The sequence below is a fragment of the Streptomyces blastmyceticus genome (assembly GCF_039521185.1).
GTDB lineage: Bacteria > Actinomycetota > Actinomycetes > Streptomycetales > Streptomycetaceae > Streptomyces > Streptomyces blastmyceticus.
In genome coordinates this window covers 254661-268072 of sequence record NZ_BAAABW010000008.1, presented here as the reverse complement: position 1 = coordinate 268072, position 13412 = coordinate 254661, and the positions used below count along the sequence as shown (strand labels likewise).

The 13412-nt window shown below is 73.8% G+C and carries 11 protein-coding genes; 4 read left to right on the top strand and 7 right to left on the bottom strand.

The window, feature by feature from the left end; genetic code table 11:
* Positions 1–82: 82 nt before the first annotated feature.
* From ABD269_RS07460 to ABD269_RS07440, 5 genes are read right to left on the bottom strand one after another with little or no spacing between them, the layout of a single operon-like run.
* Entirely contained in the window at positions 83–1531 is a 1449-nt protein-coding gene (locus ABD269_RS07460) for a condensation domain-containing protein (RefSeq protein ID WP_344117042.1), read from the bottom strand.
* Positions 1528–2229, bottom strand: a complete 702-nt coding sequence (locus tag ABD269_RS07455; RefSeq protein ID WP_344117041.1) for a 2-hydroxychromene-2-carboxylate isomerase — start codon at positions 2227–2229, stop codon at positions 1528–1530. Before ABD269_RS07455 ends, ABD269_RS07460 begins: the two co-directional genes overlap by 4 nt.
* Positions 2222–3343: a beta-ketoacyl synthase N-terminal-like domain-containing protein gene (locus tag ABD269_RS07450; RefSeq protein ID WP_344117040.1), complete on the bottom strand. Its 1122-nt coding sequence runs from the start codon at positions 3341–3343 to the stop codon at positions 2222–2224. The genes ABD269_RS07455 and ABD269_RS07450 overlap by 8 nt, the downstream gene beginning before the upstream one ends.
* Positions 3340–4605 carry a beta-ketoacyl-[acyl-carrier-protein] synthase family protein gene (locus tag ABD269_RS07445; protein WP_344117039.1) on the bottom strand — a complete coding sequence of 422 codons (1266 nt, stop codon included), beginning with the start codon at positions 4603–4605 and terminating at the stop codon, positions 3340–3342. Before ABD269_RS07445 ends, ABD269_RS07450 begins: the two co-directional genes overlap by 4 nt.
* Positions 4602–4877 carry an acyl carrier protein gene (locus ABD269_RS07440; RefSeq protein ID WP_344117038.1) on the bottom strand — a complete coding sequence of 92 codons (276 nt, stop codon included), beginning with the start codon at positions 4875–4877 and terminating at the stop codon, positions 4602–4604. The genes ABD269_RS07445 and ABD269_RS07440 overlap by 4 nt, the downstream gene beginning before the upstream one ends.
* A 279-nt stretch (positions 4878–5156) precedes the next feature.
* Between ABD269_RS07440 and ABD269_RS07435 the strand changes: the two genes are divergently transcribed.
* The 4 genes from ABD269_RS07435 to ABD269_RS07420 all read left to right on the top strand — a co-directional run bounded on the left by ABD269_RS07435 (position 5157) and on the right by ABD269_RS07420 (position 9985).
* The gene (locus ABD269_RS07435; RefSeq protein WP_344117037.1) at positions 5157–6140 is read left to right on the top strand and encodes a TauD/TfdA family dioxygenase; all 984 of its coding nucleotides are present in this window, start codon (positions 5157–5159) and stop codon (positions 6138–6140) included.
* Between the two features lie 77 nt (positions 6141–6217).
* Positions 6218–7816 (top strand): tryptophan halogenase family protein, encoded by a 1599-nt coding sequence (locus ABD269_RS07430; RefSeq protein WP_301886829.1) that lies wholly within the window; start codon positions 6218–6220, stop codon positions 7814–7816.
* 122 nt (positions 7817–7938) lie between these two features.
* Positions 7939–8517 carry a flavin reductase family protein gene (locus ABD269_RS07425; RefSeq protein WP_344117036.1) on the top strand — a complete coding sequence of 193 codons (579 nt, stop codon included), beginning with the start codon at positions 7939–7941 and terminating at the stop codon, positions 8515–8517.
* A 202-nt stretch (positions 8518–8719) separates the two neighbouring features.
* The gene (locus ABD269_RS07420; RefSeq protein ID WP_344117266.1) at positions 8720–9985 is read left to right on the top strand and encodes a cation:proton antiporter domain-containing protein; all 1266 of its coding nucleotides are present in this window, start codon (positions 8720–8722) and stop codon (positions 9983–9985) included.
* A gap of 74 nt (positions 9986–10059) precedes the next feature.
* Here the strand turns inward: ABD269_RS07420 and ABD269_RS07415 are convergent, their stop codons facing one another.
* Complete coding sequence (locus tag ABD269_RS07415; RefSeq protein WP_344117265.1) at positions 10060–12627, bottom strand: ABC transporter permease; 2568 nt, start codon at positions 12625–12627, stop codon at positions 10060–10062.
* On the bottom strand, positions 12627–13403 hold the full coding sequence (locus tag ABD269_RS07410) for an ABC transporter ATP-binding protein (RefSeq protein WP_425572850.1): 777 nt from the start codon (positions 13401–13403) through the stop codon (positions 12627–12629). The genes ABD269_RS07415 and ABD269_RS07410 overlap by 1 nt, the downstream gene beginning before the upstream one ends.
* Positions 13404–13412: the final 9 nt, after the last annotated feature.

The following is a 13412-nucleotide window of genomic DNA, read 5'->3' as shown; positions in this document are numbered from 1 at the left end:
GCGCGCGTGGGCCCGGCCGTGCGGCCGGGCCCACGCGCCGTGTCGGTGGCTGCTGTTCAAAAACCGGGGCCCGGGGGCCGGGTCAGAAAGCGGGCCCCTCGCCCGCGCCGCCGAGCCCCGGCAGTCCTGCCGGGTCGTGCTCGTCGGCCAGCGGTACGTCGGCGACCTGCCGGGCCGGTTCCGTGACCGCGGCGCGCAGCATGCGCGTGAATCCGTCCGCGAAGCCCTCGACCGAGGCCCGGTCGAAGACGTCGGTGTCGTACGAGAACACCGCGGTGATCCCGTCCGGCGCCTGTTCGAGACGGAGCAGCAGATCCAGCTGGCCCTCCTGCTGGGCGAGGTCGTCGACGAGCGAGACCCGCAGCCCGGCGCAGGTCGCCGGCGGCCCCTCCGGCGCGCCCTGGGGCACGGGCGGAACGGGCAGTTTCATCCGGTCCAGGGGCACCAGGAACACCGCCATGTGGAACAGCGGTGCCCGGCCGCCGGCCGTCGGCGCCTTCAGGCGGGCGCCGGGGTAGCGGCCGTCGACGAGGCACCGGGTGACCTCGCGTCCCGCCTCCGCCGCCGCCCCCCGGAACGTGGTGTCCGCGGTGAACCGGGCCCGTACGGGGACGGTGTTGAGGAAGCAGCCGACGACGTCGCGCAGCCGGCGCCCCATGCGGTTGCTCGCCGGGACCCCCAGCAGGAAGTCGTCCTGCCCGGTCCAGCGGTGGACGAACGCCTGGAACGCCGCGAGCGCGTACGCGTACGGCGTCGTGCGCGCGGCACGGGCGGCGTCCGGCAGCGCGTCCACCACGTCGGCGGGCAGGTGCCGCACCACCGTCGCGCCGCGCAGGGCGCGCAGCACGGGCCGGGGCCGGTCCAGGGGCAGTTCCGCCGGGGCCGAGCCGGCCAGGGCGGAGCGCCAGCGGTCCGCGGTGGCCCGCCCGGCCGGTGAGGCGAGGTAGCGGGCCTCCTCCTCGGCGTACTCCGCGTAGCTGCCCGTGACGGGGGCCCACTCCGGCACCCGGCCCGCGGCGAAGTCCGCGTACGCCCGCAGGAGATCGCCCACCATCATCGAGCGGGAGACGTAGTCGCTGACGATGTGGTGGGCGGTGGGCACGAGCACGGCGTCCTGCGCCGAGCGGCGGAACAGGACGACCCGCAGCGGGCCCTCGGTCTCCAGGCGGAACGGCTCGTGGGTCTCCCGCCGGGACACCTCGTACAGCGTCGCCTCGTCGGCGCCCGGCAGGTCACGGACCTCCAGCCGGGCGTGGGGACCGTCCAGCAGCACCCGGCGGGGCAGGCCGTCGCGCTCGACGAAGAGCGAGCGGAGCTGCTCGTGCCGCTCCTGCAGCGCGGCCACCGCCTTCTCCAGGGCGGGGACGTCCACGGTGCCGCGGATCCTCAGCCGCCACACGGCGTTGTAGGCGTGGCTGCCGGGTGCCGACCGGTAGGCGGTCCACATCTCCTCCTGGACGCCCGACAGGGGCAGGGCGTCTCCCGCCGTCGCCCCGGTCGCCGTGCGGTCCGGTGTCGCGTGCCCGGTCATCCGGTGCCTCCCGCGTGTCCCAGGTCCGCCGGTCCTGTGGTGCCGGGCCCCGCCCACTGCCCCCCGGCGGTGTCATCGGGCAGCGACGCGGCGAAGGCGGCGAGCCGCTCCACGCCCCAGTAGGTGTCGAGGCCGTGCGCGAAGTACGGCACGCCGAAGACGCCGTCGCGGTGGATGTCGAGCAGGGAGCGCGCCCCCTGCTCCCGCACCGCGGGGTCGTCGACCGCGCCCGCGACCTCGTCCGGGTCCAGATCCAGCTCGGCGGCGACCCGGCGCACGGTGCGCGGGTCGCAGATGTCCCGCCCCTCCAGCCAGCGGGCCCGGGAGATCCGCTCGGCCCAGGCGCGGCCCAGGCCCTCCCGCTCGGCGACGAACCAGGCCAGGTGCGGGACCTCCCACCACGGGGAACGGTCCTCGGGCCAGACGATCTCCAGGCCGCGCTCCGCGGCGAGCCGCCGCACGTCCCGCTGGATGTACAGCTCCTTGGCCGGGGACGCGGGGGTGTACGGGAAGCGGGCGCCGATGCCGCGGAGCAGCTGCTCGCCGGCCTCGTCGGGCTCCCACCAGGGCCGCCACTCCAGGCGGTCGGCGAGCCCGGGGTGATGCTCCTCCAGGTCGAGGAGCGCGAACCACGAATAGGGGCTGCGCAGGCCGAAGTAGAAGCGCGGCGGCCGCGGATGCGTCACCCGGTCAGCCATGAGCGAGCTCCTCCACGAGCGGCCGGACAAGGGTGCAGCCCGCGGTGCCGTCCCGGTCCACGAAGGTGACCAGGGCGGGCCGGCCCGCGTCTGCCGGGCGGCGGAGTGCGGGGGCGACGAGCGCCGCGAGCTGGAGGGCCGTCGACGCGGTGGTGGTGTCGCCGAGCAGCGGCCGCAGCTCCGTACGGGGCGGCGAGGCGCCCAGCACGGCGTCCAGCGCCGCCGTCTCCTGTGCGCCGAGGGCCCCGTGCGCGCCGGAGGGCGCGACGGCCGCCAGGTCGCGGGCGTCCGTGCCGGTGTCCTCCAGCACGGCGGATACGCAGGCTTCGAGCGCCCGCCCGGCCCGCTCCACGGACCCGAAGGACCGGAACCGGCTGCCGAGCACGGCCGCCAGGGGCACCCGCCCGCCCTCGCGGGCGTGCGCGGCGCTCTCCAGCAGGAACACCGCCGCACCCTCGCCGAGCGGTCCGCCCTCCTCGCCCGTCACGGCCCGCGTGAGGCGGGCGCGCTGCACGGTGAACTCCTCGGCCGCCCCGCACAGCAGGGCGTCGGCGTGTCCCGCCCGCAGCAGCCGGGAGGCGTAGTTGAGAGCCAGCAGGCCGGTGCCGGCGCCGCCGGACACGCTCGCGTTCGGTCCCCGGAGATCGTGCCGGATGGCACACCGGCCCGTGGGGTGGTTGAGCACGGTGTTCGGGAAGCGGGAGGGCTCGACGTAGTACGGCTTCTCGCCGGTGACCGCGTCCTCGGTGAAGGACATGCAGCTCTGCAGGCTGCCCGGGACACCCAGGACGAGGCCGGTGCCCTCGGGGTCGGCGGCCGCACCGGCCCCGTACCGTTCCAGGAGCAGTCCGGTGGTCACCACGGCGATGCCGGTGAGGCGGTCCATCGAGCGGGTGCCCTTGCGGCCGAGCAGGCCGGGGATGTCGAAGCCGGGGATCAGGCCCGCCTCGCCGTACGGCACCGGCCGGTCGCCGGGCCACGTGCCGCCGTCGAGCGGGGCGACCGCCCGGCGCCCGGCGGCCAGGCCCTCGGTGAAGGCGGCCTCGCCGATCCCGTACGGGGACGTCACGGCGAGCCCGGAGATCACCAGGCCGTCTGTGGGAATGCTGGTCATGCGGACTTCCTCGACTCCTCCGGGCCGCCGGGCCCGTCGTAACGGCCCAGGACCAGGACCGCGTTGTTGCCGCCGAACGCGAGCCCGTGGTTCTGCACGATCCGCAGCTCCGCCTCGACCGCCGTGTTGGGCACGCAGTCGACGGCGCACTCCGGGTCGGTCTCCCGGTGGTTGATCGTCGGCGGGATGAAGCCCTGCCGCAGGGCGATGGCGCACGCGGCGGAGGCCAGCGCGCTGGCCGCGCCCATGGTGTGGCCGATCATCGACTTGATGGACACCGTGCGCGGCGGCTCCGCGCCGAACACGTCGCGGATCGCGCCGACTTCGGTCGCGTCGTTGGCCCGGGTGCCGGTGCCGTGCGCGGAGACGAGGTCCACGTCCTCCGGGCGGATGCCGGCGTTGCGGTGGGCCGTGCGGATGCACCGGGCGATGCTGTCGCGGTCCGGCGCCACCGGGTGGCGGGCGTCGCAGGACAGGCCGTAGCCCAGGACCTCCGCGTAGATCCGGGCGCCGCGGGCCAGCGCGGACTCCAGGCTCTCCATGACGAGGACGGCGGAGCCCTCGCCGACGAGGATGCCCTCGCGGTCCTTGTCGAAGGGGCGGCACACCTCGGGGGCGACGGTCCCCAGGCGGTAGAAGCCGGTGAACGTCTTGCGGCAGACCGCGTCGGCGCCGCCGCACAGGGCCATCTCGACGTCACCGGTGCTGATCGCGTCGAAGCCGTTGCCGATGGCGTAGTTGCCCGCGGCGCAGGCGGTCGGCAGGGTGACCGCCTCGACGTCCTCCAGGCCCAGTTCGCGGGCCACGGCCGCGGACAGCCGGGCCGGTGCCACCCGGCCCGCGACGCGCGGGTCCACCCGGTCCGGGCCCCCGGCGACCTGCAGGGCGACGAGGTGGTCCAGGTCGCGGCTCTCGCCGTCGCTGGTGCCCACCGACACCAGGGTGCGGCGCAGCCGCACGTCGTGGTCCGACAGGCCCGCGTCCGCGACCGCCATCCGGCTCGCGGCGACGGCGAACCGGGCGGCCCTGCCGAGCTCTTCGGCGTCCAGGGTGCGCAGCGAGTCCGCCGGGTCGGCATCGGTGATCTCGCAGGCGACGGAGTGCGCGAAGCCCGTGGTGTCGAAGGACGTGACCGGCTTGGCGCCACTGCGGCCGGCCCGCAGGCCGGCCGCGTAGTCGGCCACGCCGGTGCCGATGCTGCTGATGACGCCGAGGCCGGTGATCACCACCCGGCGGCGGGCCGCCGACGGGCGGCCGGTCACTTCTGCCCGGCCGCGGCGCGTGCCTCGGCCACCACGGCGTACACGCCGTCGAGGCTGACCATGCGGTCCAGTTGGGACTGGTCGATCGTGACCGCGAATTCCTGCTCGATGTGGGCGAGTATCTCGATCACGCCCAGCGAGTCCGCGCCGAGCTCCTTGAAAAGGCTGGCCCCGGTGACGTCCGCCGGCTCCAGTTCGAGGATGTCGCAGACGCTCTCCTTGATGAGGGCGCGCTCCGTGTCGAGAAGTCCGGGGGCCTGCGTCGTCGTCATGTGCTTCTCCGTCGGTCGTGGGGAAACGGCCGGCGCGCGACCGGCGCCGGGCCCGTTTCATTTCGCCGGTGAAGTCTCGGATCGGAGGCTATGCATTCTCTATAGACCGTGATTTATAGGCCGTTTATAGCCGGGCCCCGGATTCTGGGTCGGCATCGGGATGCGGTCGCCGTGTCCCCCCGCTCCCGCTCCGGGGGCCGCGGTCTCCGGGCCCGTACGCCCGCTCCGTACGCACTCGCCCTCCGCACTCTCCCCGGCTCCGACGAGAAGGCACTGACCATGACAGAGACGAGCTCGATCCCCCGTCTGTCCGCCGCGGCGGTGGTCCTCACCGACGCCCAACGCGACCAGGTGGGCGCCTTGGCCGCCGAACTCGTGGACGCCGCCCCCGGGCCGCTCGACAGCCGCGCATGGCTGGACACGGTCCGCGCCGCCTCGGCCCGGCTGCCGCACGAACTCCTCGCCGCCCTCCGCGACTTCCGGCACGATGCCGGGCCGGACGGCGTCCTGCTGGTCCGCAACCTTCCCGTCGGCGCCCACGCCCTGCCGGCCACACCGACCACGGCGGGCTCCGTCGAGCGCGCCGTCACGCTCCCCGCCGCCGCCGTCACGGCCGCCATGATCCAGCTCGGCGAGGTGATCGCCTACCGCAGCGAGAAGACCGGCGCCCTCGTCCAGAACGTGGTCCCGGTGCCCGGCCGGGAGCGGCAGCAGAGCAACGCGGGCTCGGTCCGGCTGCAGATGCACGTCGAGAACGCCTTCCACCCCAACCGCCCCGACTACGTGGGCCTGTTGTGCGTCCGCGAGGACCCCACCGGCGACGCCCGCCTGTGCACCGCGTCCATCCGCCGTGCCCTGCCGCTGCTGTCCGAGGGCGCCCGCCGGGTGCTGGCCGAGGAGCGCTTCCTGACCGAGGCCCCGCCGTCCTTCGGCGGTGGCGGCGTCACCCCCGAACACTCCGTGCTGACCGGCGCGCCCGAGGACCCGGACGTCCTCGTCGACTTCGCCGCCACCCACGCCCTGGACGACGAGGGCCGCGTCGCCCTGGAGGAGCTCCGCTCCGCCTTCGACGGCACCACCCACGCCCTCGCCCTCGCCGCGGGCGACCTGGCCGTCGTCGACAACCGCCTCGCCGTGCACGGCCGTACCTCCTTCACCCCGCGCTACGACGGCACCGACCGCTGGCTGCACCGCGTCTACGCCTCGCTCGACAACCGCCGCACCCGGGCCGGCCGGCGTGCCGGCGGCAGCGTCCTGGACTGACCCGGCACCGGCACCACCGACTTCGACCTCAGACCGCACCCGGCCGGATCCGGACCGGACGAGAACAAGGACTTCCCGTGGACAACCGCATCAAGAACGTCGTCATCCTCGGTGGCGGCACCGCCGGCTGGATGACCGCCGCCTACCTCGGCAAGGCCCTGCACGGCACCGTGGACATCACCGTGCTGGAGGCCCCCTCCATCCCGCGCATCGGCGTCGGCGAGGCCACCGTGCCCAACCTGCAGCGCGCCTTCTTCGACTACCTCGGCATCGCCGAGGACGAGTGGATGCGCGAGTGCAACGCCAGCTTCAAGATGGCCGTCAAGTTCGTCAACTGGCGTACGGAGGGCCGCGGCGAGGCCGGTTCCCGCGAGCTGCCCGGTGGCGGCGAGGACCACTTCTACCACCCCTTCGGCCTGCTGCCCGACCACGACCGGCTGCCGCTTTCGCACTACTGGTACAACCGGCTGCACGAAGGCCGCACCGACGAGCCCTTCGACTACGCCTGCTTCCGCGAGCCCCCGGTCATGGACGCCAAGAAGTCCCCGCGCTGGATGGACGGCACCCACTCCACGCGCTACGCCTGGCACTTCGACGCCCAGCTCGTCGCCGACTTCCTGCGCCGCTTCGCCACCGAGAAGCAGGGCGTCCACCACGTGCAGGACGAGATGACCGGCGTGGACCAGAACGACGACGGCTTCGTCACCGCGCTGCGCACCAAGAGCGGCCGCGTCCTGGAGGCCGACCTCTTCGTCGACTGCTCCGGCTTCCGCGGCCTGCTGATCAACAAGGCGATGGAAGAGCCGTTCATCGACATGAGCGACCACCTGCTCTGCGACAGCGCGGTCGCCACCGCCGTCCCGCACGACGACGAGGCCGAGGGCATCGAGCCCTACACCTCCGCGATCGCCATGTCCTCCGGCTGGACCTGGAAGATCCCGATGCTCGACCGCTTCGGCACCGGCTACGTCTACTCCAGCAAGTTCACCACGCAGGAGGAGGCCACCGAAGAGCTCTGCGAACTGTGGGGCCTGGACCCGGCGGAGACCAAGTTCAACCACGTCCGCTTCCGCGTCGGCCGCAACCGCCGCGCCTGGGTGAAGAACGTCGTCAGCATCGGCCTCTCCTCCTGCTTCCTGGAGCCGCTGGAGTCGACCGGCATCTACTTCATCACCGCCGCGATCCACCAGCTCGCCAAGCACTTCCCGGACCGCACCTTCAACCAGGCGCTGGCCGACAGCTTCAACCGCGAGATCGAGGTGATGTTCGACGACACCCGCGACTTCATCCAGGCGCACTTCTACTACGCGCCCCGCAACGACTCGCCGTTCTGGAAGGCCAACAAGGAGCTCACCCTCCCGGACAACATCCAGGAGAAGATCGCCGCCTACCGTGCCGGCCTGCCGATCAACGTGCCCATCACCGACGAGAGCACCTACTACGGCAACTTCGAGGCCGAGTTCCGCAACTTCTGGACCAACGGCAGCTACTACTGCATCTTCGCCGGCCTCGGCCTCCTCCCGGAGGCCCCGCTGCCCGCGCTGACCCACCGGCCGGAGTCCATCGCCGGCGCCGAGCCGCTCTTCGACAAGGTCAAGGAGGAGCAGCGGCACCTCCTGGAGACGCTGCCCAGCACCTACGAGTACCTGCGTCACCTGCACGGCAGGGACCAGTAGCGCACAGCGGTACCACCGCCCCGCACACGGCCCGGAAGGCCGACGCCCCCGTCCGGCCTTCCGGGCTTTTCGCCTACCCGAGAACCGTCCGAGCAGCATTCCCACCCGATGGGAGACCCGTCATGCCCCGCCAGGCCACACTCTCCGCGCCCTCCCTGCCGTCCGCGACCACCGCCTCCGGCGCGGACCTCCGGCCCTTCATGGCCGCCTTCCCGACCGGTGTCGCCGTGCTCACCACCTTCGACGCGGCCGGCCGGCCGCAGGGCATGACCTGCACCTCGCTGTGCAGCGTCGCCCTCCACCCGGCCACGCTGATGGTCTGCCTGCGCACCGCGAGCGCCACCCTGGGCGCCGTACGCGAGTCCGGCGGCTTCTCGCTCAACCTCCTGCACGACGGCGGCCGCGCCACCTCCACCCTCTTCGGCTCCGGTGCGCCGGACCGCTTCGAGCGCACCGCGTGGAGCGTTCCCGCAGCCGTCCGGGGCGGCCCGCACCTCCACGCCGACGCCCACGCCACCGCCGACTGCACCGTCGTCCGCACCGTCGAATTCGGCGACCACACGGCCCTGTTCGCCGAGGTCCACCACATCACCGAGCACACCGCCGCGCCCGCGCCGCTGCTGTACGGACTGCGTACGTACGCGAGCTGGTCCGCGACCACCGGCGGGCAGAACGGGGAAGCGCCCGATGGGCACCGCTGACCGACCGACCCCTCCGCCCGCCGCCACGCCGCGGCCGCGCCCCCGGCTGGCGACGCCGATCACCGTGGCGCTCGTCCTGCTGCCGCTCGCTCTCCTGCTGGGCGTCCTGCGGCTGGGCTCCGCGCTGTACGAGGCCCCGGCCGCCGCCGTGTCCGCGGCCGCCGGGCACACGGGCGGGGCCCTGCCCCGACTGCTGCTCGCCCTGCCCGTCGTCCTGCTCGCCTGCCGTGCGGGCGCGGCCCTGTGCCGCAGGATCGGCCAGCCGCCCGTCGTCGGCGAGATCGCCGTCGGCGTCCTGCTCGGCCCGACCCTCCTCGGGGCCGTCTGCCCCCAGGCCCAGAGCTGGCTGTTCCCGGCGCAACTGGCGCCCTGCACCGACATCCTCGGCCAACTCGGCCTGCTGTCCTTCATGTTCCTGGTGGGGCTGGAACTCGACCTCAAGGCGCTGCGCGGCAGCGGCCGTACCGCCGTCGCCGTCAGCCAGGCCGGCATGGTCGTCCCGCTGCTGTGCGGGGCCCTGCTGGCGCTCGGCATGTACCCCTCCCTCGCCCCGGACGGCGTCGCCTACCTGCCGTTCGCCCTGTTCCTGGCCGTGTCCATGAGCATCACGGCCTTCCCTGTGCTCGCTCGCATCCTCGCCGACAAGGGCCTGACCGGCACCCGCCTGGGCACCCTCGCGCTGGCCTGCGCGGCGGTCGACGACGTGACCGCGTGGTGCCTGCTGGCCCTGGTCGTGGCCGTGGGGCAGAGCGGCTCGCCGCTGGACGCCCTGTGGACGGCCCTGCTCACCGTCGGCTTCGCGGCCCTGATGCTGACCGTGGTCCGCCCGCTGCTCGCCCGCCTGGCCGCCCGCGCGGCACGGCGCGGTGCCCCGCGCGGACCCGGCGTCCTGATCGCGCTGTTCGCGGGCCTGTGCCTCGCCGCCCTCGTCACCGACCGCATCGGTGTGCACGCCGTCTTCGGCGCCTTCCTCTTCGGCGTCGTGACTCCCCGCGGCTCCATCGAGGTCGAGCGCGCCGCGGAGCGCCTGCACTCGGTGGCGGTGCCCCTCCTGCTGCCCCTGTTCTTCGTCCACACCGGGCTGCGCGCCGACTTCGGTGTGCTGGGCGCCGACGCCTCCGCCTGGCTCTGGTGCGGCGCGGTGCTGGCCGCCGCGGTCCTCGGCAAGTGGGGCGGCAGCACGGCCGCCGCCCGCCTGTCCGGCCAGGGGCCGCGCGACGCGCTGTCCCTGGGCGCCCTGATGAACTGCCGCGGCGTGACCGAACTGGTCGTCATCAACATCGGACTGGACCTCGGCCTCATCGGCCCGGAACTGTTCACCATGCTCGTTCTGATGGCCCTCGCGACCACCGCGATGACCGCCCCGGCCGTCAGCGCCCTGCTGCGCCGCCGTGGCGGCGACGGCCACGACGGTCACGGCGCGGAGCGCCTGCCCGACCCGGAACTGCGCACTCCCGTAGGGGTCTAGCCGACCGGGACAGGTGAAAGGGGTGGGACCGGAGAACCGGTCCCGCCCCTTTCACCTGTCTGTTCCGCCGTGGGCTACTGCTTCATCCCGATCGCGTCCGCCGGCCGGCCGCCCAGCGCGACCCGCCCCGGGATCAGCGTCGCCCCCAGGGCCAGGAGACCCGCCAGCGCGACGATCAGCAGATACGTGACCGGCTCCAGCGAGGGTGCCGCCGCGCCCGTCATGCCGACGCTGAACGCGGTGAGCGTGGCCAGCGCGACCGCCGTGCCCAGGACCGTCGAGATCACCACGACCGTCAGGGACTCCAGCCGCAGCATCAGCCGCACCTGGCGCCGGGTCGTGCCCACCAGCCGCAGCAGCGCGAACTCGCGGGCCCGGTCGGCGGTGGACACCGCGAGCGTGTTGACCGCCGCGATCGCCGTGAACGCGATGATCAGGCCCATCGCCACGTACTTGACCTCGGCGTTGGCCTGCTGCGCGTCACCCTGCAGGTTGTCGGCCTCGCCCCGGTCCAGCACCTTCACCCCGGGGAAGCCCTTGACCGCGGCGGACAGCGCCTGGCGGCCGTCGGTGCCCGCGGCCGGCCCGTCCGTCTTGACGAGCACGGCGGAGCCGAGCGGGTTGTCGACGTGGCGGGACACCAGGGTGTGGGACATCGTCAGATCACCGAAGCCCAGCCCGCGTTCGTAGACCGCGACCACGTTCAGCCGCTCGGGGGTGCCGTCGCCGAGCGTCACCTTCAGGGTGCTGCCGGGCTTCAGGCCCAGGTTGTCCGCGGCGATCTCGCTCACGGCCACGCTGCGGTCGTCGAAGCCGTCCAGCGAGCCGGCGCTCACACCGGGGTCCCAGGTGCGGGTGAGCCCGGCCGGGGTCACGCCCTGCGCCGGGTACTTGTCGAGCCCCACGCGCACGGTCGTGCGTACGACCTCCGTGGCCGCAGTGACCCCCGGGACGTCCCGCACGGCCCGCGCCGCGGCCCCCGGCACACCGGGCCCGGACGACGCCAGCACCCAGTCGGCGCGGTTGCCCGCCTCGGCCTGGGTACGGGCCGCGTTGTCGACCGTGGTCTGGGTGAAGATCACCGTGCAGGCCATGCCGATCAGCAGCGTGAGGGGCGTGACGACCGCCGCCAGCCGCTTGGCGTTGGCCCGCGCGTTGGCCGCCGCGAGGTAGCCGCCGACGTACGACAGCCGCAGCGGAACGCTCAGCAGCGCCACGGCGCCGCGCGCGAGCACCGGGCCCAGCACGGACACCGCGACCGCCAGGACCACCACGGTCAGGAACGTCACCGGCGTCGACGCCGGTTCGGTCTTCAGCGCGCTCAGCACGACCAGCAGGACGATGCCCGCGGCGAGCACGGCCAGGCCCGCCACCAGCTTGCCGGGCGTGGTGATCCGGGTCTCCATCGCCGCTTCCGAGAGCGCCTCGGCGGGGCGGATCCGGGACGCGCGGCGCGCCGACAGCCGGGCGGACGCCCAGGCCCCGAACAGTGCGGCGGCGACGGCAGCGAACATCGGGAAGGGGCTCAGCGCGAGTTGCAGCGAGTCCGGGATGGTGCCGAACTCGACGAACTTCTCCCGCAGCCAGTACGCGAGCGGCAGCCCGGCGACCGAGCCCAGGGCGCCCGCCACCAGACCCACGATCAGGGCCTCCCGGCCGAGCAGTTGGCGCACCTGCCGCGGCGTGGCCGCGATGGCGCGCAGCAGGGCCAGCTCGCGGTAGCGCTGCTGGATCAGCAGGGCGAAGGTGCCGACGACCACGAGGATCGCGACGAGCAGGGACGTACCGCCGATGGCGCCGCCCATGCTGACCAGCTTGGTGCGGGCCTTGGACGCGTCCCAGAACTCGGCCGGGCCGCGGTCGTCACCGGAGTGCACCTTCGCGGTCGTGTCCGCCAGCGCGGCCTCGACGTCCTTGACGACGGCGCCCGTGTCCGCCCCGTCCCGGGTCAGCACGCCGATCGCGGCGACCTGGCCCGGCCGCCCGGCCAGCCGCCTGGCCTCCGCCGTGGAGAAGAAGAGCGAGCTCTGCTGCTTCAGGTCGCCGCCGGAGGGCGCCGCGACACCGACCACGGTGTAGCCGGCCGGGGCGTCCGTGGCCTGCACGGAGAGGCGGTCGCCGACCCGGACCCCGGCCCGCCGGGCCAGCTCGCGGTCGAGGACGACCTCCCCGGCCCCCTGCGGGGCCCGGCCCTCGGCGAGGGCGAAGGGGGTGAGCGCGGCGGACTCCCAGGCGTGGCCGTAGCTCGCCTTGCCGTCCGTCCCCTTCAGGATCCGGCCGTCGGAGGTCACGGCGTTCGCGGGGAAGGTGAGTTCGCCGATCGCGGCCTTCACCCCGGGTACCCGCGCGACCCTGCCGACCAGGTCCTCGGCCACCCACACCCGCTCGGCCAGCGGCTTGGCCTTCTTCTTGACCTTCTTCTTGCCCTTCTTCTCCTTCACGGTGACCTTGTGCACGTCCTGGTCGCCACCGACGACGACGGGCGTGGCCGCGTACCGCTCGGGCTTGATGGTGCCGCGCAGGCCGGTCTCCAGGATCACCCCGCAGGCCGTCACCAGGGCGGCCGCGCACAGCAGGGCGACGAAGGCGCCGACGAACCCGCCCTTGCGGCTGCGCAGTGTCTGCAGCGCGTAGCGCAGCATCAGGCCCACGCTCCCAGCGAGGTCATCCGCTCGGCGACGCGCTCGGCGGTCGGCGCGTCCATCCGGTCCACGATCCGGCCGTCCGCGAGATAGAGCACCGTGTCGGCGTAGGAGGCGGCGACCGGGTCGTGGGTGACCATGACGACGGTCTGGCCCGTCTCGTCCACGCAGGAGCGCAGCAGGCCGAGGATCTCCTTCGCCGTGACCGTGTCCAGGGCACCGGTCGGCTCGTCACCGAAGATCACATCGGGCCGGGTGATCAGGGCGCGGGCGATGGCGACGCGCTGCTGCTGACCGCCGGAGAGCTGCGCCGGCCGGTGGTCCGCGCGCCCGGCGAGGCCCACCCGCTGGAGGATCTCCTCCAGCCACCGGCGGTCCTGGCGCGCCTTGGCCAGTCGCAGCGGCAGGGTCACGTTCTGCCGCACGGTGAGCGCCGGGACGAGGTTGAACGACTGGAAGACGAACCCGATGCGCTGCCGCCGCAGATGGGTCAGCTCCGTCTCGTTCATCCCGCTGAGCTCGGTGTCGCCGATCCAGGCGGACCCCGACGTCGGGGTGTCCAGGCCGGCGGCGCAGTGCAGGAACGTGCTCTTGCCGGAGCCCGACGGGCCCATGACGGCGGTGAACGTGCCGCGCGGTATGGCGGCGGTGACGTTGTCGAGCGCGTGCACTCCCCGCCCGTTGCGTCCGTAGACCTTGCTGACGGAGTCCAGGCGTACGGCGTGGGCCAGCACGGGCCCACCCCCCGAACCTGTCCGGGTGCTGTATGTCCCCATGGACGGTCT

What these genes read in the sequence shown, in the direction of transcription:
- ABD269_RS07425 (WP_344117036.1), top strand. Translation starts at nt 7,939, where the DNA reads ATGCCCCGCCAGGCCACACTCTCCGCGCCCTCCCTGCCGTCCGCGACC.
- ABD269_RS07435 (WP_344117037.1), top strand. Translation starts at nt 5,157, where the DNA reads ATGACAGAGACGAGCTCGATCCCCCGTCTGTCCGCCGCGGCGGTGGTC.
- ABD269_RS07410 (WP_425572850.1), bottom strand. Translation starts at nt 13,403, where the DNA reads ATGGGGACATACAGCACCCGGACAGGTTCGGGGGGTGGGCCCGTGCTG.
- ABD269_RS07415 (WP_344117265.1), bottom strand. Translation starts at nt 12,627, where the DNA reads ATGCTGCGCTACGCGCTGCAGACACTGCGCAGCCGCAAGGGCGGGTTC.
- ABD269_RS07440 (WP_344117038.1), bottom strand. Translation starts at nt 4,877, where the DNA reads ATGACGACGACGCAGGCCCCCGGACTTCTCGACACGGAGCGCGCCCTC.
- ABD269_RS07455 (WP_344117041.1), bottom strand. Translation starts at nt 2,229, where the DNA reads ATGGCTGACCGGGTGACGCATCCGCGGCCGCCGCGCTTCTACTTCGGC.
- ABD269_RS07460 (WP_344117042.1), bottom strand. Translation starts at nt 1,531, where the DNA reads ATGACCGGGCACGCGACACCGGACCGCACGGCGACCGGGGCGACGGCG.
- ABD269_RS07450 (WP_344117040.1), bottom strand. Translation starts at nt 3,343, where the DNA reads ATGACCAGCATTCCCACAGACGGCCTGGTGATCTCCGGGCTCGCCGTG.